Genomic DNA, 22,430 nt, shown 5'->3' on the forward strand with positions numbered 1-22,430 from the left:
AGCCGAACGGATACCGGCGGAACTTTGTTCACCATTCGAACGGATGAAAACGGACAAGTCCCGCAGACACGCGGTCGGCACACGAAAAGGGCCGCTCCCCCAACGGGGAACGGCCCTATTCCGATCAAAGCTGACGCCGAGGCGTCACGCGACACACGTCTTACTTGACGGTGATCTTCGCGCCGGCAGCCTCGAGCTTCTCCTTGGCGGCCTCGGCGGCCTCCTTGGCGACCTTCTCCAGGATCGGCTTCGGAGCACCCTCGACGAGGTCCTTCGCCTCCTTCAGGCCCAGACCGGAGACGACCTCACGGACGACCTTGATGACCTGGATCTTCTTGTCGCCGGCACCCTCGAGGATGACGTCGAACTCGTCCTGCTCCTCAGCGGCGTCGGCGGCAGCGGCCGGGGCGCCGGCAGCGGCAACGGCGACCGGAGCGGCAGCGGTGACCTCGAAGGTCTCCTCGAATGCCTTCACGAACTCCGAGAGCTCGAGGAGGGTGAGCTCCTTGAACTGGTCCAGCAACTCTTCGGTGGTGAGCTTCGCCATGATGGCGTCCTTCCTGTAAGTCCCATGTCGCTGATCCGCGACGAGGTGGGAGGGGTGGTGGTACGTGATACGCAAGACCTCGCGCCAATTGGCCCGACGTCTCGTTGCGGATCAGCTTTCGGCGGCGGAACCTTCCGCTGCCTTCTTGTCCTGCAGCGCGGCGGCCAGACGGGCCACCTGCGACGCGGGAGCGTTGAACAGGCCTGCGGCCTTCGCCAAGTTGCCCTTCATCGCGCCGGCAAGCTTGGCCAGCAAGATCTCGCGGGACTCGAGGTCCGCGATCTTGTTGACCTCGTCCACGGACAGCGCAGCGCCGTCCATGTAGCCGCCCTTGATGACAAGCGCCTTGTTGTCCTTCGCGAAGTTCTTCAGTGCCTTCGCGGCGTCGACCGGCTCGCCCTTGATGAATGCAATGGCGGTCGGTCCGACGAACAGGTCGTCAAGGCCCTCGACGCCCGCCTCAGCGGCGGCACGCTTGACCAGGGTGTTCTTGGCGACGGAGTAGGTTGCGCCTTCTCCGAGGGCGCGACGCAGCTGCGTCAGACTCGTCACCGACAGACCACGGTATTCCGTGATGACGGCGGCGGTCGAACCCTTGAACTGCTCGGTGATCTCCGCAACCGCGGTGACCTTCTCGGTCTTTGCCATACTTCGCCTCCTCTCGTGACATCGTGTTGGTGCGTCCTGCCGGACGGTGTGAAACATCCGGCGGAAGGACCCGCAACACGACAAACGCCCCGGTGCAGGGCACACGGGGCGTAAATGAGGAGCGATGGCACGGCTCACGCCGAAACGATCTCTCCCCTACCTCGTCCTCCTGCGTGGGCCGCCGGACTTGCTCCGGACCTTCAACCGATCTCGCTACAACAGCTTCTCAACTGACTGCAGCGCACACCGGTGACCAACGGTCTTTGGTAGAACTTCTTGGGGTGAACTCGAACTAGTCGAACTCTTCGAAAAGAGTACGCGACACCGGTCGCGACACCAAATCGTGTCCTTGGCATCCCGCCGTGACCTCACCGACCAGACCACCGCACGCCCCACCGGCGGCGGGCCCAGCCGCAGCGGTGACCGGGTTGCCGGCCGCGGGGTCGATGTGTGGCCGTACGGCAGACGGCGAGTCGGCCGACCCACGACATGCCGAAGGGCCGGCCGGGAGCGAACTCCCGACCGGCCCTTTCGTTGTATTCAGCGCGAACTTACGCCTCTGCATCCTCGAGGAGGTTGCGGGTACGGTTCGGATCCACCGGGATGCCCGGTCCGGTGGTGGTCGAAACCGTGACCTTCTTGACGTAGCGACCCTTGGCCGACGACGGCTTCGCACGCAGGATCTCGTCCAGCGCGGCGCCGTAGTTCTCGACCAGCTTGGCGTCGTCGAAGGACGCCTTGCCGATCACGAAGTGCAGGTTGGCCTGCTTGTCGACGCGGAAGTTGATCTTGCCGCCCTTGATGTCCGCAACGGCCTTCGCCACGTCGGTGGTGACGGTGCCCGTCTTCGGGTTCGGCATCAGGCCACGCGGTCCGAGGACGCGGGCGATGCGGCCGACCTTGGCCATCTGGTCCGGGGTGGCGATCGCGGCGTCGAAGTCCAGCCAGCCGCCCTGGATCCGCTCGATCAGGTCCTCGGCGCCGACGGCGTCCGCGCCTGCGGCCTCGGCCTCGGCGGCCTTCTCGCCGGCGGCGAACACGATGACACGGGCGGTCTTACCGGTGCCGTGCGGGAGGTTGACGGTGCCGCGAACCATCTGGTCCGCCTTGCGGGGATCGACGCCGAGACGAACGGCGACCTCGACGGTCGCGTCCATCTTCGACGAGGAGGTCTCCTTCGCGAGCTTCGCAGCCTGCAGCGGGCTGTAGAGCTTGGTGGGGTCGACCTTCTCGGCGGCGGCGAGGTACGCCTTGCTGCGCTTTGCCATGTTTCTGTCCTTACTTCTCACCGCGGCACGTGCCGTCCGGCGGTGAACGATTCGGTTGTGGTTGCGGACCTGGCCGGTCCTCCCACGCGTTCTGGTTCTGTTCGACTGTCAGCCGAAGCAGGAGTGGATCAACTCCACGGAGCCCGATGCGGGCTTCGCTCAGCCCTCGACGACGATGCCCATGGAACGGGCGGTGCCGGCGATGATCTTCGCGGCGGCGTCGATGTCGTTGGCGTTGAGGTCTTCCTGCTTGGTCTTCGCGATCTCGCGCACCTGATCCATGGTCACGGTCGCGACCTTGGTCTTGTGCGGCTCGCCGGAGCCCTTCTGGACGCCTGCGGCCTTGAGCAGCAGCTTGGCGGCCGGCGGGGTCTTCAACTTGAAGTCGAAGGTCCGGTCCTCGTAGACGGAGATCTCCACGGGGATCACGTTGCCACGCTGCGACTCGGTCGCCGCGTTGTAGGCCTTGCAGAACTCCATGATGTTCACGCCGTGCTGACCGAGCGCGGGACCCACCGGCGGGGCAGGGTTCGCCTGACCGGCCTGGATCTGAAGCTTGATCAGCCCAGCGAGCTTCTTCTTCTTGGGGGGCATCTTCGTTCCTAATTCTTGCGGGTGTGTTTCTTGCTGCAATGCAAGTGTGTGGGCCGCACCGTCTGGCTGACCGCGGCCGGGCCGTTCGTACTAGATCTTCGAGACCTGGTTGAAGGACAGCTCGACCGGCGTCTCGCGGCCGAAGATCGACACCAGAACCTTGAGCTTCTGCTGTTCGGCGTTGACCTCGCTGATGCTGGCGGGCAGCGTCGCGAACGGGCCGTCCATGACGGTGACCGACTCGCCGACCTCGAAGTCGACCTCGATCAGCGGCTTGGCCGCCGTCTCGGCCGAGGTGTCGCCTGCGACTGCGGCCGCGGCAGCAGCGGGCTTCTTCGCGCCCTGCTGCGGCATCAGGAACTTGACGACCTCGTTGATGGTCAGCGGCGACGGGCGCGACGTGGCGCCGACGAATCCTGTGACACCGGGGGTGTTGCGCACGGCACCCCACGACTCGTCGTTGAGCTCCATACGGACGAGGATGTAGCCCGGCAGAACCTTCCGGTTGACCTGCTTGCGCTGGCCGTTCTTGATCTCGGTGACCTCTTCGGTCGGAACCTCGACCTGGAAGATGTAGTCGCCGACGTCGAGGTTCTGGACGCGGGTCTCGAGGTTGGCCTTCACCTTGTTCTCGTACCCGGCGTACGAGTGGATGACGTACCAGTCACCGGGGGCGCGACGGAGCGCGGCCTTCATCTCGGCGACGGGATCGACGGGCTCCTCGGCGACGTCGCCGGCCTCGTCGGAGACCTCGGCCTCGGCTGCCTCTGCCTCGACTGCCTCGTCGGCAATCACGCCGTCAGCGGACTCCGCAGCGACCGCGTCATCGGCAACGGGCTCTCCGGCCACGGCCTCAATTGCGTCGTTATCGGGGGTGCTCACTGGCGCGCTCGCTTCCTCTCATTGCGGGTGGTTGTTCGGGATCAGCCGAACAACCAGGTGACGCCCTTGATGAACGCCAAGTCCAATCCACTGATGTACGCCACCATGAACGCCACGAAGACGAGCACGACCGTGGTGTAGGTGACCATCTGCTTGCGGTTCGGCCAGATCACCTTGCGCAGCTCGGCGACGACCTCGCGCAGGAACCGACGCAGGCGCTTGAAGATGTTCTCCTTGCGCGGCTTCTCCGCCTTCTTCGCCGGCGCGGCGGTCGCGGAGGATGCTCCAGCGGTGGCGGCGACCGTGGTCGCCGCGGACGTGTCCGCGGCCGCGCTGGAACGGCGGCCCGGACGCTTGCCAGTCGGTCGAGAGGATGCGGCGCTCGCGGCGACGTCGTCGGTGTCCGAGGACCCCGTCGAGTTCTCGGCCTTTCCGCGATCGTCGCTCACCGTCGTTCCTCTCAGTTGCTGACATCCGGGGCAGGGGCGACAGGACTTGAACCTGCAACCTGCGGTTTTGGAGACCGCTGCTCTGCCAATTGAGCTACGCCCCTTTGGTTGGGCGATCACGACTACGTCGTTCCCGACTCAACCAACTCTGTGACCACACAACATGCGCGCCACCCCGGTCGGCTCGACGCCGTAGGGCAGCGCGCAGCGCTGAACGATCCCAGAAATCTCAGTGTACTGCACGGTGGTCAATCAAACCCAATCGGCCTGCGATCAGCCGAGTCGGACGGTTGCGGCAGCTCGACCGAAGATCTTCTTGCCGTCCACCTTCGCCACGATGGCAATCACCGCGGTGCGGTCCGCCTCGTCAACCGAGCGTACCTTACCGGAAAGCTCGATCTCGGCGCCCTTGCCGTCGTTGGGTACGTAGACAGGGCTGGTGAAACGGACGTTGTACTCGAGTACCGCTCCCGGATCTCCGAGCCAGGACGTGATGTACCCGGCTCCGACACCCATCGTCAGCATGCCGTGCGCGACGGCCATTGGCAAACCCACTGATCGGGCGACCGTGTCGTCCCAGTGGATCGGATTCGGGTCCCCCGCGACGCCGGCGTACTGCACCAGATCGGCGCGCGTCAGCGTCACCACCGACTCGGGCAGCTCCTGCCCGGCCGCCACGTCCTCGAAACGCCTGAGCGCCATCACTCACCCTCCTCGACGTGCCGGCCCATCAGCGTGGTGTACGTGGTGAGCACCGGCTCGCCTGCCTCGTCCGTGATGTCGTTGCGGGTGACGATGATGTCGCTGCCACCCATCACACGGAAGGAATCGACGAACACGTCGCAGTAGAGCCGGTCCCCGACCTTCATCGGACGGTGGAACACCAGACGCTGATCGGTGTGCAGGATGTTGCTCAGGTCGAGTTCGAGACCGAGCGACTCGAAGAACTCCTCCTGGGCGAGGAACCCGAACACCGAGATGAAGGTGAGCGGCGCCACGAGCGAGTCGTGGCCGAGTTCCGCGGCGGCGGCCTCGTCGAGGTGCGAGGCATGGTCGTCCTTGACCGCGCGCGCGTACTCGCGCACCTTCTCGCGGCCGACCTCGTAGTAGTCGCTGAACCTGTGATGCAGGCCAACGAGATCAGCGTTCAGTTTCACCGAAACGGGACCCTATCTGCAGTGGACGCACCTGCGAGTGAACACAGCGATGGGCCGGCCACGGACGACTCCGTACCGGCCCTTGCGTCGCGGCCAAAAAAAAATCGCGCGCCCCGCACTTGCGGGGCACGCGATCGATGCTACTTGGATTCCCGGTGCGCCTGGTGGGTTCCGCAGTTCGGGCAGAACTTCTTCAGCTCGAGGCGATCGGGATCGTTGCGCCGGTTCTTCTTGGTGATGTAGTTCCGGTGCTTGCATACCTCGCAGGCCAAGGTGATCTTGGGACGAATGTCTGTGGAGGAGGCCACGGGTACGCCTTCTTTCGGAGAAACTGTCGGTCACTCTGATCTTCGGTTCGACCAGAGTCTGGTCAGGTTTGTAGCGATGGCCGGACTTGAACCGGCGACACAACGATTATGAGTCGTTTGCTCTACCGACTGAGCTACACCGCCTCGATGCATCGGTCCCACTGTACGTGGCACCCATCCAGCGAGCCCCCTAACGGAATCGAACCGTTGACCTTTTCCTTACCATGGAAACGCTCTGCCGACTGAGCTAAGGGGGCGTGCTCCGCTGCGCATTGTCCGCGCTTCGAAGCCTCCAGAAGGTTACACAGTCTGTGTCCGGAGTTCCAAACCGGCTGGTCAGGACCCATATTCAGACTGTCTAACCACCAGGCCCCAGCGAGCTCGCACTCGCTGGGACCCAGGTGTGGCAGGTGTAGGATTCGAACCTACGTAGGCGTAAGCCGACGGATTTACAGTCCGCTCCCATTGGCCGCTCGGGCAACCTGCCTGGTGTCATCCAGGATTCCTCGGTCCCCCTTTCGGGCGTCCCGGTTCTCCCTGGCGCTTGAGAAGAATACAACCACCGGGGCGGGTGAACGCAAACCGGGTGGTTATCGTGGGTTCCGAACCCCCGAGAGCCCCGACGGGGACCGACGAACGTAGGGAGATTGACGTGGCGGACTCGTCCTTCGACGTGGTGAGCAAGGTCGACCGACAGGAAGTGGACAACGCTCTGCACCAGGCCGAGAAGGAGCTGAACACGCGCTTCGACTTCCGGGGAACCGGTGCGAGCATCGAGTGGTCCGGCGAGGAGGCCATCACGCTGACCGCCGAGACGGAGGAACGCCTCAAGGCCGCCCTCGACGTGTTCAAGGAGAAGCTGATCCGCCGCGACATCTCCCTCAAGGCGTTCGATGCCGGCGAGCCGGCGCAGTCCGGCAAGATCTACAAGCTCACCGGTTCCCTCGTGCAGGGCATCTCCACCGAGAACGCGAAGAAGATCTCGAAGAAGATCCGCGACGAGGGTCCGAAGGGGGTCAAGGCGCAGATCCAGGGCGAAGAGCTGCGGGTCAGCTCCAAGAAGCGCGACGACCTGCAGGCCGTGATCTCTCTGCTCAAGGGCGAGGACTTCGGTATCGCCCTGCAGTTCGTCAACTACCGCTAGTCGCCCTCGCGACACGACGCCGGGCCGCCCGATCGGGCGGCCCGGCGTCGTTGGTCGTAGGTCAGCTCGCGACCACCGGCAGGACCAACTGCTGTCCCACGTCACCGGCAACGGTGACCTGTCGGGGCACCAGTCCGCCACGGAAGTTCGAGTCACTGCCCGACAGCACGAGGCGCACGCTGTGCCCGACGTCGAAGCGGTGGACGATCGCAGGCAGGGTGACCCGCACCGGGGCATTCGGCTCGACGATCCTGACCGGTGCGACGTGGCCGTTGATCAGCGTCGCGGAGCCGTCCGGTGCGACGTCGTACAGCTTGGCGAAGACGACGACGGCGTCCGCGTTCCCGGCCACCGGCGTCGGAGTCGAGATCCTCAGCGTTGCGGTCGGCGCACCGACGACGTCGACCGGCGCATCAAGCGCGGCGCCCGTCCACTCCACGAAACTGCCGGTCGGCTGGTTCTCCGGCCGAGGACCGGGCGCCACCTGGATGTTCGACGGGGTCGAGCCCTGAACGACTCCCCCGGCGGGCGTGGAGAACGTCTGCTCCCCCGACCGAACGGCGGCGACGTCGGTCACGAGTCGCGCGTCCGCGGACAGGTACATCACCCGGTCGGTGCCCACGTCCGGTGTGTCGGCCGTTGCGTAACTGTCGGCGCTGTCCACATTCGAGCCCACCCAGTCCTGGTGATACGCGAAGGTCGGGCCGCCGGCGCCGCCGGAGCCGTCGAGGTGGCGATCGAACCAGTCCAGGTACCGCGCCGTCGTGTACTGCGTGTCCGGGTTCGGCCGGGTCGACCCGCCCGCGAGCAGGCTCGCGTCGCCCCCGGAGGAGTGACCGCGCTGCTGCCAGATCATCTCGACCTCGACGCCGCGTCGCTGTAGCGCCTCGAACGTCGCGGTCGCCTCGTTGAGGTTGAACAGCGTGTCCTCCGCGCCCTGGATCAGCAGTGTCGGCGTGTGGATTCGATCGACGTAGGACGCCACCGACGCGGAACGCAGGAAGTCGACGGCCTGTGGATCGGGGAACCCCTGGGTGTACGAGGTGACGAGGGCGCCGCAGGTCGCATCGGCGAAATTCGGGCAGCCGAGGAGTTTGGTCGGGTCGGTCCGGTAGCCCGCGGCGCCGGGGGCCGTCACACCCGCTGCACTGAAGATCGACGCCCACGACGTCTTGGTCGCGCCGGGAACCTCGCTGGACACGCCGACCGTCGCCCCGCTGCTGTTCGGTGCCAGCGAGTAGGTGAGGTCGTTCCACGTGATCATCGGCACGATCGCGTCGATCCGCGGGTCGACCGCGGCCGCGGCGAACTGGATCGCGCCGCCGTAGGAGCCGCCGACCATCCCGACCCGCGGATCGTTCGGCAGCGCCCAGCCGTCCTGGGCGACGGTGTCGCGCACCACGCTGTCCAGGCCGGGCACCGGACGGGTGTGGGCGGCGTCCTCGAACGCGATGCCGTCGGCACCGCCGAGGAAGCTGACGAGGTCCTGCGCGGCCTGACCGTCAGGGTCGGGACTGTCGATCGTGACCTTGCACCCGGTACCACCGAATCCGAGGCCGGAGTAGGCGAGCACCACGTAGCCGCGCCCGGCGAGGAACTCGGCGGTCGGTGCCTGCGCGTTCTTGGTCTGGCCGAACCCGTGCGTGGTCAGAACGGCGGGCGCGGGATCCTCCGCCGACACCCCGTCCGGTACGTAGAGATCCGCCTCGACGTTGCAGTGCCTGCTGCCATCGGGACCGACCGTCGCGTCGAGAAACAGGCTCGACTTGGTGAAGCCCGCGGGATCCGCGTGCGCCGCGCCGGCGGGGAGCAGCGCCGCACCCGCGATCACCACGAGTGCTCCGAACAGCGTCGTTGTCGTTCTCATTGACCGCCCATTCCACGGGGAACTCACGTACCGGTCGGTAAACCTACGGCAGTGGCTGGCGCGTGTCTGCTGATCCCGCTCTCGTGTCGGCGCCGACGCCAACGCAGCGAGGCGGCGAACGAACGCCGGGGCACCGACGAGGGATCGGGAGGGACGCCCCTACTCCGGGAGGCGTCGGCCCGCGAGATTCTCGAGGCGGGCGATTCGGTCCGCCATCGGCGGGTGGGTGGAGAACATCCGGCTCATCTTGTCGCCCGCCCGGAACGGGTTGGCGATCATCATGTGCGACTGCGCGGCGAGCTTCGGCTCGGGCGGCAGCGGCGCCGCCTGGGTGCCCCGTTCCAGTTTGCGCAGCGCCGAGGCGAGCGCCAGCGGGTCCCCGGTCAGCTCGGCGCCGGACTGGTCGGCCTGGTACTCCCGGGAGCGCGAGACGGCGAGTTTCACCACGGTGGCCGCGATCGGGCCGAGCAGCGACACCAGGAGCAACGCCAGCGGATTCGGCCTGCCCTCCCCGCGGCCACCGAACATGCTCGCGTACATCGCCATGTTCGCGAGCCCCGAGATCACCGCAGCCATCGCGCCTGCGACGGACGAGATGAGGATGTCCCGGTTGTACACGTGCGACAGTTCGTGACCGAGCACGGCGCGGAGCTCGCGCTCGTCGAGGATCTGCAGGATGCCGCTCGTGCAGCACACCGCCGCGTTGCGCGGGTTGCGTCCCGTCGCGAAGGCGTTGGGTGCCGCCGTCGGGCTGATGTAGAGGCGTGGCATCGGCTGATGCGCGGCCGTCGCCAGTTCTCGGACGATCCGGTAGATGACCGGAGCCTCGACCTCGGTGATCGGCTGCGCGTGCATCGCCCGCAGGGCCAACTTGTCGCTGTTGAAGTACGCGTAGGCGTTGGCGCCGACCGCGAGGACGATCGAGAACAGGAGGATCGTCCGGTTACCGAAGAGCGAACCGATGAACACGATCAGTGCTGACATGACGACGAGCAGCCCGAAGGTCTTGATCCCGTTCGAATACCGATGCACAGCGGCGCCTTCCCGACTCGATCCCGATCGGCGGGCCGTGCCTGCCGACCCGCCACCAGGTCAACGAGTACCCCCGCAGTGGGAGTTCCTCGACTGCAGACGTTACGTCAGCCGACGCGCGCGACCGTGTATTCGACGAGCCGCTTGAGGGCCTCGTTCGCCGGCCCCTGCGGGAGCTCCGCGAGCTGGGTGCGGGCCAGCTCGACGTACTCCTCGAGCTTGGCCTTCGCCGCGGTCATGCCGGGTGAACGCTCGAGCAGTTCGAGGGCCTCGGCCACCTCGGCGTCGTCGGTGACGGGCCCGTCCAGGAGCACCCGGAGTCGGTCCGCGTCCGGTCCCTCCTCGCGGATCGCATACAACACCGGGAGGGTGTGCACGCCCTCCCGGAGGTCGGTGCCCGGCGTTTTTCCGGACTGTTCGGACGCCGAGGAGATGTCGATGATGTCGTCCACGATCTGGAAGGCGGTCCCGACAGCGTCGCCGAGGCGCTCGAGGCGCTCGACGTCGGCCGCGGAGGCACCCGAGAAGGTGCCACCGAAACGCCCGCACGCCGCGATCAGCGAACCGGTCTTCTCCCACACGACCTTGAGGTAGTGGTCGACCGGGTCCTGCTCCTCCTTGGCCCCGATGGTCTCGCGCATCTGGCCGGTGACCAGCGCGGCGAACGTCTCGGCGATGATCCGCACGGCGTCGGGGCCGAGCGTCGACACCAGACGGGAGGCGTGCGCGAACAGGTAGTCGCCGGCCAGGATCGCGATGCTGTTCCCCCACCGCGAGTTCGCGCTCGGCGCACCCCGCCGCATGGACGCCTCGTCCATCACGTCGTCGTGGTACAGCGTCGCCAGATGGACAAGCTCCACCACCGTCGCGGCCGTGACGACCGACGGGTCCGTGCCGTTCGGACCCAGCTGCGCCGTCAGCAGGGTGAACAGGGGCCGGAACCGCTTCCCGCCCGCCTTCGCCAAGTGCAGCGCGGCCTCGGTGAGGAAGTCCTCGCCGTCGGAGAGCTCCCCGACCAGCAGCGACTCGACGTCGGCCAGTCCGGTCCGCATCACGCCTGCCAGCGCCTGGTCCCCCAGGTCCACACCGGCGACGACGGTGTTCGTCACTTCGCTCGTGCTCACGATCCCAGTACCCATCCTGTTCTCCGGGATGCCCAACCGGACCCCTCACCAACCTGCCGTGAGTGCCCACGGTAGTTAACCCGTCGGCCGCACGGCGTACCGGGCTGTCGCCGGGCCCGGCGTGGCGCCTGCGAAGATACTGCCGTGGTGTCCCCGCCAGTCGAACCCGATCCGTCCGCACGTCTCGCTCCCGCGCGCGTCACCGCCCCGGAACGCACCGAGGTGCTCGTCGTCGGCGCAGGTCCGGCGGGATCGTCGGCGGCGACGTGGGCGGCCCGCGCCGGGCGCGACGTCGTCCTCGCCGACGCCGCGGTGTTCCCCCGCGACAAGACGTGCGGTGACGGGCTGACGCCCCGGGCGATCGCCGAACTCGAACATCTCGGCCTCGGTGGGTGGCTGGCCGGCGGCCCGGTGAACCGAGGTCTGCGCCTGACCGGGTTCGGTCGGGAACTGCAGTTGCCCTGGCCTGGGGGCTCGCTGCCCGCGACCGGGAGCGCGGTGCCGCGGACCGAACTCGACGACCGGATCCGCCGGGTCGCGGTGGATGCGGGCGCGACGATGGTGCAGGGCGCCAAGGCCGTGGGCGTCGAGGTGGACGCGGGCCGGGTACGCGCAGTCACCTTCGCGACCGCGGACGGTCCCCGCACCGTGCGATGCGAGCACCTGATCGTGGCGGACGGCGTCCGGTCGACACTCGGCAAGCAACTGGGCAGGCAGTGGCACCGCGACACCGCCTACGGTGTCGCGGCCCGCGCGTACGTCGACTCCGGCCGGAGCGACGACGAGTGGATCACCTCCCACCTCGAACTGCGCGACCCGGCGGGCGCGGTGCAGGCGGGCTACGGCTGGGTGTTCCCGCTGGGGTCGGGCCGCGTCAACATCGGAGTCGGCACGCTCGCGACATCGGCGCGACCGGCGCCCGGCGCCCTGCGGCCGTTGATCGACCTGTACGCGAACGCCCGCCGAGAGGAGTGGCTGCTCGACGGCGAGGTGCGCTCGGTGGCGTCGGCGCTGCTCCCGATGGGCGGCGCGGTCTCCGGAGTGGCCGGCCGCAACTGGGCGCTGATCGGAGATGCGGCGGCGTGCGTGAACCCGCTCAACGGCGAAGGCATCGACTACGGCCTCGAGACCGGGCGGATGGTGTCGGACGTGCTCGGCGCAGGCGACCTGACGGACCTGTGGCCGCAGGTTCTGCGTGGTCAGTACGGCCGGGCGTTCTCGATCGCCCGGAGACTGGCGGGGCTTCTGACCGTGCCGCGGGTGCTGCCCGTCAGTGGCCCGGTGGCGATGCGGTCGCGGTTGCTGATGACGGTCGCGGTGCGGGTGATGGGGAATCTGGTGACCGACGCGGACGCCGATCTGACCGCCCGCGCGTGGCGGGCGGCCGGACGCTCGTCGTTGCGCCTCGACCCGAGGCCGCCGTTCAGCTGAGGGCGAAGACCGGGAAACGCCCGACCAGGGGCTCGCGCTCGAACACGACCCGGGCACCGCGCGGTTCCGCGCCGCAGGACTCGATCGACGCGTAGATCCACGGACCCTCGTCGAGTTCCACGATCGCGATGGTCAGCGGCGCGAGATCCTTGTCGCCGCCCCCGGACGAGGCGGGGTCGAGCCGCGTCCACGACACGACCGTGCCGCGGCCCGTGGCGGGCACCCAGTCGAGGCCGCCGTCGCAGTCGCGGCAGACCCACGTTTCGGGCGCGAACAGGGTCGCGCAGCAGGCGCAGGATCGGAGCATGAAGCCGCCGGTGCGCAGCGGCAGGGTTCCGAAATCGACGCTCATGCCGACACCAGCTCCCCAGCACGGGTGAAGACCCGCTGCACTGTGTCCGCGAATCGGGCGGGGTCGCCGATCGGCCAGCAGTGCTTGCCTCGGACCATGACCACGTTCGGGTCGCCCAGCGCCGCGCGCATGGAGGCGAAGCTCGCCTCCGGGATGACGGTGTCGTCGGTACCCCACAGCAGCGTCACGGGCAGTTGCCGCCCGGCCAGCGCCTCCAGTTCGGGGCGCAGGTCGGCGGTGCGGGCGAGGTGCCCGGCCCGCCAGACCGCCATGGGGTCGCGGATGACGTTCGGGAGCGCCGCTCCGGCGATGGCCCCGACGACCTGGCCGACGGAGCGGGAGCCGAGGGCATCGGCGGGCAGGCTGAGCATCCAGTCCCAGATGGGCCGCTCGTGAATGGGCCGGTCGATGCCGTCGGACAGCCAGCGCGCGCCCCCGACGGAGTTGACGAGCACGAGCTCGTCGACGTGGTCCGGGTGGTCGTGCGCGGCGCGGACTCCGACACCGCCTCCGAACGAGTGACCGACGACGGTGACCGGGCCGCGGATGCCGACGGCGTCGACGAAACGGCCGACCCACGTCGCGTAGCCGTCGATGGTCCGCTCCCCGACCGGTAGTTCCGGCGTGCCACCGAAGCCGGGCATTGCGGGGGCGTACACCCGCATCCCGCGGTGTGCGAGCTCACGGAGCGCGTTCCGGTAGGTGGCGGGGCCGAGTCCCCAGCCGTGCAGGAACAGGACCGGCCTGCCGTGACCCCCGACCGCGTAGTCGACCGGCGCACGCCCGATCCGCACCTGGCGCCAGCGCACGTCGTGGCGCGGGCGTAGGACTGCGACCTGCGGCGATGAGGGGGCGGACTCGTACATCGGTTACCTCGGCTTCACAACGGCACAGCGACGATCGACGGGTTGTTGAGACCTTCATCACAGTGCCGCGTCGCATCCGAGTGCACGACGGTCGAATGACGGGGATGGGTACCTGTTTTGGACACCACGTACGTGTTGTGTCTACAAATACTTGGTCATCCGTCACAACCCCGGAGGGCTCACGCGTCGTCGGGAGTCACGCTCGTCTGGTGCGCCTGCTGCTCGACCACCCAGGCCGCGATCTGCGCTCGTGAGCTGAATCCGAGCTTCGACAGCACGTGCTCGACGTGACCCTGAGCCGTCCGCTGCGAGATCACCAGCTTCGCGGCGATGGCCTTGTTCGTCAGGCCCTGCGCAACCAGGTCCGCGACCTGCTGTTCGCGGCGCGTCAACGCAACCACCTCGGTCGCCGGTGTGGCCGGAGCCTGCTGCTCGCCCAGCGCGTAGGCGAAGGCCTCCTCGCCGGACAGGTTCCGCCCCTGCCGGAACGCCGACTCGAACACCGAATCGGCGAGAGCGTCCCGGGTGCGTTTCTCGGCTTCCTCGTGGTGCACGAGGACGTTGGGAACGAGGACCGTGGGGCTGCCCACCGCCTGCGAACGGGTCTGGGCGGCACCCATCAGAACCGCTGCACGCCGGTACCGCCCGTCGGCCGCCGCGATCCAGGCAAGAACCTCGATGCACGAACTGGCGCCGAGAGGGTCGTCCACGACACGGGCAAGCCGCAGCCCCTGTTCCAGGAGATCCGTGGCGCTCGCCGGGTCGTCGGACCACCGGTTCATCGCGAGAGCGAGGAGCGAGTACTCACGCAGCGCGGACTCACCATTTTCCTCGGTGATTTCGAGGATCTCCTCGTGATGTGCGATCGCCCGGTCCTCGTCGCCGCTCACGCCGGTGGCGACGGCCACCCCCACAAGCGCCGTCGTCAAACGGAAGAGGTCCGTCGTACGGCGGTAGCGGGCGATGACGTCGGTGAACTCCGGAATCGCCTCGACGAGGCGGCCGGCGAACAGCGCGACCGAGGCCGACGCGAGGCACAGGATCCGGTCGGCGTCGTCGTCCCCGAGGAAGTCGGCGAGCGCGCGACCACGGGCCACGAGCGCCTCGGCACGAGCCAGGTCGCCCTGGGTACCTGCGAGCACGCTGTCGACGGCGATCGCCCTGATCCGGTGCAGCTCGGCGCTGTCCGGTTCACCCTCGATGAGCCGGTCCAGCCAGTGCCGTCCCTCGCTCGACATGCCACGGCACAACCAGTACGGGTACAGCGCGACCGCCGCCCGAAGCCCCGCGTCGATCTCGCCCGGCTCCGTCACACAGAAGGTCAGCGCGTCTCGCAGGTTGGGCTGTTCGTGATCGAGCCGCCGGATCAACTCGACCTGGCGTGGCCCGATCCACTCGTCCTCCGCGGACTTCGCCAGAGCGCCGTACCAGTCCCGGTGCCTGCGTTGCTGCTCGGTGAGCTCCCCCGCCTCGATCAACATCTCCCGGCCGTACTCGCGGAGCGTCTCGAGCATCCGGTAGCGCACACCGGGCCCGGCGTCCTCGCGGATCAGGATCGACTTGTCCACGAGCGAGGCGACGCCGTCGAGCAGTTCGAGCGAGGACACTCCGCCACCGCAGACACCCTCCGCGGCGTCGAGTTCGAAACCGCCCGCGAAGACGGAGAGCCGACGCCAGAGCGCCTGCTCCTCCGGGGTGCACAGTTCGTGACTCCAGTCGATGCTCATCCGCAGCGACTGCTGCCGGGTCGGTGCCCCGCGGCTGCCCTTCGTGAGCAGTTCGTAGCGATCGGTGAGCCGCTCGAGTATCTGCTCGGCCGACATGGCCCGCAGCCGAACCGCGGCCAGTTCGATCGGCAACGGCAGACCGTCGAGCCGGTGGCAGATCGCGGCGACCGCGACCCGGTTCTCGTCCGTCAGTTCGAAGCCCGGCACCGCCGACCTGGCCCGCTCCGCGAACAGCGTGACCGCCTCGTAGCGCGGCATCCCCTGCAGTTGGGGAGTGTGCTCGGGGTCCGGGACGGTCAACGACGGCACCCGCAGGATCGACTCGCCGCCGATCGCGAGCGGCTCCCGGCTGGTCGCGAGGATCCGCAGGTCCGGGCACACCCGCAGCAGCGACTCCGCGAGCCGGGCAGCAGCGTCGATCAGGTGCTCACAGTTGTCCAGGACCACCAGCGCGCTGCGGGGGGCGAGGTGATCGGCGAGCAGCGTCAGTGGCGGCAGCCCCGGCTGCTCACGAAGTCCGAGTGCGGCCGCGACGGTCTCGGCGACCAGTTCCTGGTCGTGCAGTTCGCCGAGTTCGACGAACCAGACGCCACCGGCGAACGCGCGGCGGGAGTCCTCCGCGACCCGCAGCGCGAGCCTGGTCTTCCCGACTCCGCCGATGCCCGTCAGCGTGACCAGACGCGATGTCGACAGCGCGTGCCTCGCCTCGGTGAGCTCCCGGCGCCGACCCACGAAACTGGTCAGCTCCTGCGGAAGATTTCCGCTGGTCGCACGACCGGTGGACTCCTTCATGCTCGCGTCCTCCTGTTGTGTCGCCCGAAGCGCCCCGACTGCGCTTCGGGTGTTACCGGCGGGCTCGGTGCAGTGCGACGATCCCACCGGTCAGGTTGCGCCACTGTACGTCTCGCCAGCCTGCCGCCTCAATCGAGAGGGCCAACTCCTCCTGCGTCGGCCACGCCCGGATGGATTCGGCGAGGTAGACGTACGCGTCCGGGTTGGAGCTGACGGCCTGCGCGACCCGCGGCAGCGCCCGCATCAGGTACTCCATGTAGACGGTGCGGAACGGCCCGAACGTCGGAGTCGAGAACTCGCTGACGACCAGCCGGCCGCCCGGCTTGGTGACCCTCGCAATCTCCCGGAGTCCGGCTTCGAAGTCGGAGACGTTCCGCAGTCCGAAGGAGATCGTCGCCGCGTCGAAGACGCCGTCCGCGTAGGGCAGCGCCATCGCGTCGCCGGCGACCATGGGGACCTGCCGCGACACCCCGGCCTTGAGCATGCCCTTGGAGAAGTCGGTCGCGACGACCCATGCGCCGGAGCGTCCGAGTTCGACGGTCGAGACACCGGTGCCCGCCGCGAGGTCGAGAACCCGTTCGCCGGGCTTGAGATCGAGTGCGGCGCGGGTCGCCTTCCGCCAGCCCCGGTCCTGCCCGAACGACAGGACCGTGTTCGTCAGGTCGTAGCGCCGGGCGACGCCGTCGAACATCGAGGCGACCTCGTGCGGGTCCTTCTCCAGCGACGCCCTGCTGCCGTTCGATGCCACCGAGCCGTTCTGTGCTGCCACACCGCAACCGTACAGGCGGCCTCGGTCAGGCCGTCCGGCGCGCCGGTGCCGACGCCTGCCCGATGACCTGGTCGTAGTGCCCGAGCAGTTCTGTGCACACGGCGGGCCAGGTGCGGTGCAGGACGGATCGGCGGGCCGCGATCCCGAACCGGGCCCGCAGCAGCGGGTCGCGCAGGGCCGCGACCGCCTTCGGGAGGTCCTCGACGAAGTGCGCCACGGGGAGCCGGTAGCCGTTCCGGCAGTGGTCGATCAGGTCTCGTGGGCCGCCCGCGTCGGGTCCGACGACGGGGACGCCACTGGCCAGCGCCTCCTGGACGGCCTGGCAGAAGGTCTCGTGCTCGCCGGGGTGGACGAAGACGTCGAGGCTCGCGTAGGCGCGGGCGAGGTCGGCGCCGCCGAGGTGCCCGGTGAACACCGCGGACGGCAGGTCGCGGACGAGGCGTGCGCGGTCCGGACCGTCTCCGACGATCACCAGCTGGACTGACGGGTCGTCGGCGAGCGCGGCGAGCCGCTCGACGTGCTTCTCCGGCGCGAGCCTGCCGACGTATCCGACGACGAGGCGGGTGTGGGTGGGGTCCCAGCTCGCACGCAGCGTCACGTCCCGCCGGCTCGGCGCGAACCGGAGGGTGTCGACGCCCCGGCCCCAACGGTGCACCCGAGGGACCCCGCGGGCGACCAGCTCCTCGGCGGCTGCCGTCGACGGCGCGAGGGTGCGGGCGGCGCTCCGGTGCAGGGCGCGGGTCCAGCGCCACGCCGCGCGGCTCGTGTGTCCGAGTCCGTAGCTCCGGGCGAAGCCCGCGACGTCGGTCTGGTAAACGGCGACGGCGGGCACCCCGAGTCGGTGCGCGGCGGCGAGCCCGCCCGCGCCGAGGACGAACGGGGACGCGAGGTGCACGACGTCGGGATCGAAGTCACGCAGCGTGCTCAGCATCGACGGTTGCGGTATCCCGACGGGCAACGAACTGACGCGGGGCACCATGATCGCGGGCACCCGGTGCACGGGGACGCCGTCGTGGTCGGTTGCGGCGGGCGGGCCGGGACTGTTGCGCCCGCCGGGGACACCGGGTGCGACGATCAGCGCGGAGTGGCCGGCCTGGCGGAGATGCTCGACCACCCGGACGACGGAGTGGCTGACTCCGTTCACGTTCGGCAGGAACGATTCGGCGACGACGGCAATTCGCACGACTCCAGTGTGGGTGCGGCACGCGACCTGCCGGGGCGCACCGGGTGACCGCGTCGCGAACTCCGGACGACGAGTTCCCTACGCGGCGCCGCCCGGGACGGTCCGCCTGCGCACGATCCACAGGGTCGGCAGCGCGACCAGCCAGGTCACGACGATGACCGACCCCGCGGGGACCACCGCCACCCGCACGTCACGGCCTGCCACCCGCACCAGGTCGGGGTCGGCGCGGGCGTACTCGACGTCGATGCGCTGACCGGCGGTGAGGTTGGTGGGGTACAGGACTCCGAGCCGCGGATTGTGGGTGACGCCGTCGGGGGTGACGAAGCTGACCGCCGAGCGGAGCGCGCCCGCGGAGAGCACCTCGGCGGTGGCGACGCCCTTGTCGGAGTTGATGGTGTGATCGTTGCGCCACGCGGCGAGGACGAGCAGGACGGCGAGGACGGAGATCGACGCCGCGGCGATCAGGACTCCCCGGGTGACCCGGCGCGCAGTCGTCTCCGTCACAGTTGCGCCCGAACCGAGGCGTGCAGTTCCCGCAGACCCGACCGCTCGGTGGTGACCTCGAGGACGCGAATGCCCCGCGCGAACGGCTGCGCCAGTTCGGCCGCGAGTTGCTCGGGCGTCACCCGGTGGTGCTCGATGCGATAGGCGGCGCACAATGCCGACAGGTCCATCCCGTGCGGCGTGCCGAAGATCCGCTCGAAGACACCGGCGTACTGCGGGTCGCCCTGTTCGAGGAGCTCGAAGATGCCGCCGCCGTCGTCGTTGGCGACGACGACGGTGAGGTCCTTCGGCCTGGGCTCGCCGGTCCCGATGAGCAGGCCGGACGCGTCGTGCAGGAAGGTCAGGTCGCCCATCAGCGCAATCGTGCGCCCGCCGCCGGCCGCGTCGGCGGCGAGGGCCGCGCCGACCGCCGTCGAGACGGTGCCGTCGATGCCCGCGACGCCGCGGTTCGACAGCACCTTCACCTCGGCACGCGGGTGGCCGACGAGGGCCGCATCGCGCACGGGGTTGGACGCGCCGAGCAGGAGCTGGTCGCCGTCGGCGAGCGCGTCGGTCACGACGGCGGCGACGTGCAGTCCGGTCGGCGTGGTGTGCGCGGCGAGCTGCTCGCGGACAGCCTTGTCGGCGTGCGCGGTCAGTTGCCGGCAGCGCTCGATCCACGCCGTGGCCGGCTCGCCGCTGACGACGGCGCGGGTGCCGGTGGCGAGGACGTTCCCGGAGACGTCGGGCCAGCGCGGGCCGGTGGTCAGCGCGTACACCGACACCCTCGGGTCGGCGAGCAGCGCCGACACCGGGCGGTGCAGCGTCGGCCGACCGGTGACGATCGCCTGCCGCGGGTTCAGCTGGGACAGGGCGAGTGGGTGAAGCGGAAACCCGTGCAGGGGTGCCGTCGGTTCGGCGACCGTCGGCAGTCCCGCCAGTTCCGGGCGGTGAGCGGCGCCGTGCCCGGAGATGACGACGGTGTCCGGCGTGAGGTCGATCTCGAGCGGCACGTCCAGCGTCGCGTGCCGGGTGGTCGTCCACGCCGACCCGTCGGGCCTGCCCTCCGGCGCCGGACCCTGGGGGTGGACGTCGGGGACGAGGGGTTCGCGCAGCGGGATGTCGAAGTGGACGGGCCCGGCATTGCCGGAGCGGGTACCGCGGGCCGCGGCGAGAACCCGGCACACAGCCGATCGCCACTGGCTGTTCTGGTCCGCTCGGTCCTCCGCGAGCCCGAGGCTGACGGTCGCGCGGACCTGGGTGCCGAACAGCCCGAGCTGCTCGACGGTCTGGTTGGCGCCGGTGCCGAGCATCTCGTAGGGCCGGTTCGCGGACAGCACGACGAGCGGGACACGGGCGTAATTCGCCTCGAGGACGGCGGGGCCGAGGTTGGCGACCGCGGTGCCGGAGGTCATGACGACGGGCACCGGCCGGCCCGCGGCGACGGCGAGACCGACCGCGAGGAATCCGGCGGTGCGTTCGTCGATCCGGAGGTGCAGGCGGATCCGTCCGGCGGCGTCCGCGGACTGCAACGCGAAGGCGAGCGGGGCGTTGCGCGAGCCCGGGCACAGCACGACGTCCCGGACCCCGCCTCGGATCAGTTCGTCGACGACTGCGGCGGCCTGGGCGGTGGACGGATTCACGGTGTCCAGGGTGTCAGACGTTTCTGCGGGGGCGCCGGTCGGCTGGCACGATGTGCCGATGCGCACCGTCTTCTCCGCCGCGGACGTTTCCGGGAACCGGATGTACGCGCTGCTCACCGCGTCGGTGGTGCCGCGGCCGATCGCGTGGGTCTCGACCCGGGCTGCGGACGGCACCGCGAATCTCGCGCCCTACAGCTTCTTCACGGTCGCGTCGGTGTCTCCGGCCGTCGTCCAGTTCACGTCGGTGACCCGCAAGGACAGCCTCCGCAACATCGAGGAGACGGGCGAGTTCGTGGTGAACCTCGCGTCGGCGCCGCTGATCGAGAGGGTGAACGCGTCGTCGGCGGTGTTCCCGCCCGACGTCGACGAGCTCGCGGCGGTCGGGCTCACGGCGGAGCCGAGTGCGACGGTCGCGCCGCCGCGGGTCGCCGAGTCGCCGGTGGCGATCGAGTGCGGTCTGTACCGGGTCGTCGAGGTCGGGAACAGTTTCGTGGTCATGGGTGAGGTGCGCGCGGTCGCGGTGCGTCCCGACTGTCTCGCCGAGGACGGCCTGCCGGAGTTCGCGGCGATCGCCCCGCTGAGCCGCCTCGGCCGCACCGAATGGGGGCTTCCGCCCGAGGTTCGGGAACTTCCCCGTCCGGGACGACCCGAATGACTTAGGATTGCCTGAGCTAATTTCGAGACAGAGGATTGCGTTCATGGCCAAGCGCAGCAAGTACGTCAAGCCCGAGCACCGCGAGTTCCTTCACGCACGGGTACTGGGCAGCAAGCAGATCAGCCCGCACTTCGTCCGGGTCACCGTCGGCGGCCCGGACCTGCACTCGTATGCGTCACTCGGCTTCGACCAGTGGTTCCGGCTGTTCCTGCGTACGCCCGAGCAGTCCGAACTGCGGCTCCCCACATCGACGAGCAAGCTCTGGTACGCGCAGTACCTGGCGATGTCGAAGGCCACGCGGCCGGTGATCCGCAACTACACGGTCCGCTCGTTCCGGACCGCGGAGGCCGCACTGCACGGCGACACCCCGGAGATCGACATCGACTTCGTGTGCCACGGCAGCGCCGACGCCGGCGATGCCGGACCGGCGTCGACCTGGGCGCAGTCCGTATCCCCCGGCGAGGACGTCGCCCTGCTGGACGAGGGCCTGATCCACAACCCGTTGCCGGAGGCCCGGCAGCTGCTGCTCGTCGGCGACGAGAGCGCACTGCCCGCGATCGCGGGCATCCTCGAATCGTCCCCGGACGACGCCCGTGGCGACGCGTTCGTCGAGGTCCCCGACGCCGACGACATCCAGGAGATCCGGGTGCCCGACGGCATGACGCTGCACTGGCTGCCGCGGCGCGATCCGCACGACCGCCCGGGGACGCTGGCGTTGGAGACGGTGCGGGCCGCCGGGCTCGACCTGCCGGACTACGCGTTCGTCGCGGGCGAGCAGGCACTGGCGTCGGGCGTGCGCCGATTCCTGGTGACCGACCTCGGAATGCCGAAGACGGAGGTCGCGTTCACCGGTTTCTGGCGTCACGGCCACGCGGCGGGCTAGGGCGAAAACGACGATGCGCACTTCCGGTGGACGACCACCGGAAGTGCGCATCCGTGCGTGTGACGACTACGCGGCGTGCTTCTCCACGAGCGCGCCGAGACGCGGCAATGCGGCCTCGACGTGCTTCTGCGCGGACGGGCGCAGCGAGGAGTAGACCTTCTTGACGGCCGACTTGCTGGTGCCCTCGATCTTCTCGTCGGTGACGCCGAGCAGCGCGTTCGCGACCTCTTCGCCGCGCGCAGCGAGGTAGTCACCGAAGCCGGCGCCGCCGGACGCCCGGAAGTCGCCCCAGAACGGCTCGAGGCGCGCGACGAAGCTCGGCAGCAGTCCCTCGACCGCGTCGGGAACGATCGACGGCCCAACCTTCTTGACGGCGCCGTAGCCGCCCTTCAGGGCCAGACCCGAAGCGCCGGACTTGTCCGAAACCTCGGCGTCGATGAGCTCCTGCACGTCGGCGACGACGGCGGGCAGCCGCGCCGGGTCGAGCAGAGCGTCGTTCAGTGCTGCAACCACTTTCAATGCCTCCGATGTTGCGTGAAATGTCGAGCGCCGACCTTATACGACGAGCAGCCCACATGGTCACTCCAGTAACCGTCGACCACTTCAGCCACTTCTGCCCCCAGCCG

24 protein-coding genes and 4 tRNA genes are annotated in these 22,430 nt (G+C 69.0%); 4 read left to right on the plus strand and 24 right to left on the minus strand.

All coding sequences use genetic code 11. The features are described from left to right. Positions 1-160: 160 nt before the first annotated feature. The 13 genes from rplL to ACFSJG_RS22250 all read right to left on the minus strand — a co-directional run bounded on the left by rplL (position 161) and on the right by ACFSJG_RS22250 (position 6,340). Positions 161-547 (minus strand): 50S ribosomal protein L7/L12, encoded by a 387-nt coding sequence (gene rplL / locus ACFSJG_RS22190; protein ID WP_378487396.1) that lies wholly within the window; start codon positions 545-547, stop codon positions 161-163. Positions 548-658: 111 nt separating this feature from the next. Beyond that, entirely contained in the window at positions 659-1,195 is a 537-nt protein-coding gene (gene rplJ, locus ACFSJG_RS22195; protein ID WP_378487397.1) for a 50S ribosomal protein L10, read from the minus strand. Between the two features lie 551 nt (positions 1,196-1,746). Beyond that, positions 1,747-2,463: a 50S ribosomal protein L1 gene (gene rplA, locus ACFSJG_RS22200; protein ID WP_378487398.1), complete on the minus strand. Its 717-nt coding sequence runs from the start codon at positions 2,461-2,463 to the stop codon at positions 1,747-1,749. Between the two features lie 159 nt (positions 2,464-2,622). Next, complete coding sequence (gene rplK / locus ACFSJG_RS22205) at positions 2,623-3,057, minus strand: 50S ribosomal protein L11 (protein ID WP_007534031.1); 435 nt, start codon at positions 3,055-3,057, stop codon at positions 2,623-2,625. Positions 3,058-3,147: 90 nt separating this feature from the next. Next, positions 3,148-3,939 (minus strand): transcription termination/antitermination protein NusG, encoded by a 792-nt coding sequence (gene nusG / locus ACFSJG_RS22210; RefSeq protein ID WP_378487399.1) that lies wholly within the window; start codon positions 3,937-3,939, stop codon positions 3,148-3,150. Between the two features lie 41 nt (positions 3,940-3,980). Beyond that, complete coding sequence (gene secE / locus ACFSJG_RS22215) at positions 3,981-4,388, minus strand: preprotein translocase subunit SecE (RefSeq protein WP_378487400.1); 408 nt, start codon at positions 4,386-4,388, stop codon at positions 3,981-3,983. Positions 4,389-4,419: 31 nt separating this feature from the next. After that, positions 4,420-4,492 (minus strand) — tRNA-Trp (locus ACFSJG_RS22220). Positions 4,493-4,661: 169 nt separating this feature from the next. Further along, entirely contained in the window at positions 4,662-5,090 is a 429-nt protein-coding gene (hadB, locus tag ACFSJG_RS22225; RefSeq protein WP_378487401.1) for a (3R)-hydroxyacyl-ACP dehydratase subunit HadB, read from the minus strand. Then, positions 5,090-5,545: a (3R)-hydroxyacyl-ACP dehydratase subunit HadA gene (gene hadA / locus ACFSJG_RS22230; RefSeq protein WP_378487402.1), complete on the minus strand. Its 456-nt coding sequence runs from the start codon at positions 5,543-5,545 to the stop codon at positions 5,090-5,092. The genes hadB and hadA overlap by 1 nt, the downstream gene beginning before the upstream one ends. 140 nt (positions 5,546-5,685) lie before the next feature. After that, on the minus strand, positions 5,686-5,853 hold the full coding sequence (gene rpmG, locus ACFSJG_RS22235) for a 50S ribosomal protein L33 (protein WP_007534019.1): 168 nt from the start codon (positions 5,851-5,853) through the stop codon (positions 5,686-5,688). Between the two features lie 71 nt (positions 5,854-5,924). Then, positions 5,925-5,997, minus strand: a tRNA-Met gene (locus ACFSJG_RS22240). A 40-nt stretch (positions 5,998-6,037) separates the two neighbouring features. Continuing rightward, positions 6,038-6,110: transfer RNA gene (locus ACFSJG_RS22245), tRNA-Thr, on the minus strand. 147 nt (positions 6,111-6,257) lie between these two features. Next, a tRNA-Tyr gene (locus ACFSJG_RS22250) sits at positions 6,258-6,340 on the minus strand. Positions 6,341-6,505: 165 nt separating this feature from the next. Between ACFSJG_RS22250 and ACFSJG_RS22255 the strand changes: the two genes are divergently transcribed. After that, the gene (locus ACFSJG_RS22255; RefSeq protein WP_378487403.1) at positions 6,506-6,997 is read left to right on the plus strand and encodes a YajQ family cyclic di-GMP-binding protein; all 492 of its coding nucleotides are present in this window, start codon (positions 6,506-6,508) and stop codon (positions 6,995-6,997) included. A 61-nt stretch (positions 6,998-7,058) separates the two neighbouring features. On the opposite strand, the gene ACFSJG_RS22260 is transcribed toward ACFSJG_RS22255, so the two are convergent. The 3 genes from ACFSJG_RS22260 to ACFSJG_RS22270 all read right to left on the minus strand — a co-directional run bounded on the left by ACFSJG_RS22260 (position 7,059) and on the right by ACFSJG_RS22270 (position 11,035). Then, positions 7,059-8,864 carry a CocE/NonD family hydrolase gene (locus tag ACFSJG_RS22260; protein WP_378487404.1) on the minus strand — a complete coding sequence of 602 codons (1,806 nt, stop codon included), beginning with the start codon at positions 8,862-8,864 and terminating at the stop codon, positions 7,059-7,061. Positions 8,865-9,023: 159 nt separating this feature from the next. Next, entirely contained in the window at positions 9,024-9,896 is an 873-nt protein-coding gene (gene htpX / locus ACFSJG_RS22265; RefSeq protein ID WP_378487405.1) for a zinc metalloprotease HtpX, read from the minus strand. A 107-nt stretch (positions 9,897-10,003) separates the two neighbouring features. Next, entirely contained in the window at positions 10,004-11,035 is a 1,032-nt protein-coding gene (locus tag ACFSJG_RS22270) for a polyprenyl synthetase family protein (protein WP_378487406.1), read from the minus strand. Positions 11,036-11,242: 207 nt separating this feature from the next. Between ACFSJG_RS22270 and ACFSJG_RS22275 the strand changes: the two genes are divergently transcribed. Further along, a complete protein-coding gene (locus tag ACFSJG_RS22275; RefSeq protein WP_378487921.1) occupies positions 11,243-12,451 on the plus strand; it encodes a geranylgeranyl reductase family protein in 1,209 nt (402 codons plus the stop codon). Here ACFSJG_RS22275 and ACFSJG_RS22280 read toward each other — a convergent pair. The 7 genes from ACFSJG_RS22280 to menD all read right to left on the minus strand — a co-directional run bounded on the left by ACFSJG_RS22280 (position 12,444) and on the right by menD (position 20,266). Next, on the minus strand, positions 12,444-12,803 hold the full coding sequence (locus ACFSJG_RS22280) for a Zn-ribbon domain-containing OB-fold protein (RefSeq protein WP_378487407.1): 360 nt from the start codon (positions 12,801-12,803) through the stop codon (positions 12,444-12,446). The two genes, ACFSJG_RS22275 and ACFSJG_RS22280, sit on opposite strands and share 8 nt — an antisense overlap. Then, entirely contained in the window at positions 12,800-13,669 is an 870-nt protein-coding gene (locus ACFSJG_RS22285) for an alpha/beta fold hydrolase (RefSeq protein ID WP_378487408.1), read from the minus strand. Before ACFSJG_RS22285 ends, ACFSJG_RS22280 begins: the two co-directional genes overlap by 4 nt. 179 nt (positions 13,670-13,848) lie before the next feature. Next, positions 13,849-16,188: an ATP-binding protein gene (locus ACFSJG_RS22290; protein WP_378487409.1), complete on the minus strand. Its 2,340-nt coding sequence runs from the start codon at positions 16,186-16,188 to the stop codon at positions 13,849-13,851. 52 nt (positions 16,189-16,240) lie between these two features. After that, positions 16,241-16,936: a demethylmenaquinone methyltransferase gene (locus ACFSJG_RS22295; RefSeq protein ID WP_378487922.1), complete on the minus strand. Its 696-nt coding sequence runs from the start codon at positions 16,934-16,936 to the stop codon at positions 16,241-16,243. A 46-nt stretch (positions 16,937-16,982) separates the two neighbouring features. Beyond that, positions 16,983-18,140 carry a glycosyltransferase family 4 protein gene (locus ACFSJG_RS22300; protein WP_378487410.1) on the minus strand — a complete coding sequence of 386 codons (1,158 nt, stop codon included), beginning with the start codon at positions 18,138-18,140 and terminating at the stop codon, positions 16,983-16,985. Between the two features lie 78 nt (positions 18,141-18,218). Continuing rightward, a complete protein-coding gene (locus ACFSJG_RS22305) occupies positions 18,219-18,644 on the minus strand; it encodes a DUF3592 domain-containing protein (RefSeq protein WP_378487411.1) in 426 nt (141 codons plus the stop codon). Continuing rightward, positions 18,641-20,266 (minus strand): 2-succinyl-5-enolpyruvyl-6-hydroxy-3-cyclohexene-1-carboxylic-acid synthase, encoded by a 1,626-nt coding sequence (menD, locus tag ACFSJG_RS22310; protein ID WP_378487412.1) that lies wholly within the window; start codon positions 20,264-20,266, stop codon positions 18,641-18,643. The genes ACFSJG_RS22305 and menD overlap by 4 nt, the downstream gene beginning before the upstream one ends. Positions 20,267-20,324: 58 nt before the next feature. On the opposite strand from menD, the gene ACFSJG_RS22315 reads away from it, so the two are divergent. Further along, positions 20,325-20,921 carry a flavin reductase family protein gene (locus ACFSJG_RS22315; protein ID WP_378487413.1) on the plus strand — a complete coding sequence of 199 codons (597 nt, stop codon included), beginning with the start codon at positions 20,325-20,327 and terminating at the stop codon, positions 20,919-20,921. 43 nt (positions 20,922-20,964) lie between these two features. Next, entirely contained in the window at positions 20,965-21,804 is an 840-nt protein-coding gene (locus ACFSJG_RS22320; RefSeq protein ID WP_378487414.1) for a siderophore-interacting protein, read from the plus strand. 66 nt (positions 21,805-21,870) lie between these two features. Here ACFSJG_RS22320 and ACFSJG_RS22325 read toward each other — a convergent pair whose 3' ends face one another. Next, positions 21,871-22,317 (minus strand): DUF6918 family protein, encoded by a 447-nt coding sequence (locus ACFSJG_RS22325; RefSeq protein WP_378487415.1) that lies wholly within the window; start codon positions 22,315-22,317, stop codon positions 21,871-21,873. Between the last annotated feature and the right edge of the window lie 113 nt (positions 22,318-22,430).

The sequence above is a fragment of the Rhodococcus gannanensis genome (assembly GCF_042681175.1).
In the GTDB taxonomy this organism is placed as follows: Bacteria; Actinomycetota; Actinomycetes; order Mycobacteriales; family Mycobacteriaceae; genus Rhodococcus_G; species Rhodococcus_G gannanensis.

Bases quoted from the DNA above. Each gene is read 5' to 3' on its own strand.
- rplJ (WP_378487397.1), bottom strand. From the start codon at position 1,195: ATGGCAAAGACCGAGAAGGTCACCGCGGTTGCGGAGATCACCGAGCAG.
- ACFSJG_RS22260 (WP_378487404.1), bottom strand. From the start codon at position 8,864: ATGAGAACGACAACGACGCTGTTCGGAGCACTCGTGGTGATCGCGGGT.
- ACFSJG_RS22285 (WP_378487408.1), bottom strand. From the start codon at position 13,669: ATGTACGAGTCCGCCCCCTCATCGCCGCAGGTCGCAGTCCTACGCCCG.
- ACFSJG_RS22315 (WP_378487413.1), top strand. From the start codon at position 20,325: ATGCGCACCGTCTTCTCCGCCGCGGACGTTTCCGGGAACCGGATGTAC.
- ACFSJG_RS22270 (WP_378487406.1), bottom strand. From the start codon at position 11,035: ATGGGTACTGGGATCGTGAGCACGAGCGAAGTGACGAACACCGTCGTC.
- rplK (WP_007534031.1), bottom strand. From the start codon at position 3,057: ATGCCCCCCAAGAAGAAGAAGCTCGCTGGGCTGATCAAGCTTCAGATC.
- rplL (WP_378487396.1), bottom strand. From the start codon at position 547: ATGGCGAAGCTCACCACCGAAGAGTTGCTGGACCAGTTCAAGGAGCTC.
- ACFSJG_RS22280 (WP_378487407.1), bottom strand. From the start codon at position 12,803: ATGAGCGTCGATTTCGGAACCCTGCCGCTGCGCACCGGCGGCTTCATG.
- hadB (WP_378487401.1), bottom strand. From the start codon at position 5,090: ATGGCGCTCAGGCGTTTCGAGGACGTGGCGGCCGGGCAGGAGCTGCCC.
- ACFSJG_RS22320 (WP_378487414.1), top strand. From the start codon at position 20,965: ATGGCCAAGCGCAGCAAGTACGTCAAGCCCGAGCACCGCGAGTTCCTT.
- ACFSJG_RS22290 (WP_378487409.1), bottom strand. From the start codon at position 16,188: ATGAAGGAGTCCACCGGTCGTGCGACCAGCGGAAATCTTCCGCAGGAG.
- rplA (WP_378487398.1), bottom strand. From the start codon at position 2,463: ATGGCAAAGCGCAGCAAGGCGTACCTCGCCGCCGCCGAGAAGGTCGAC.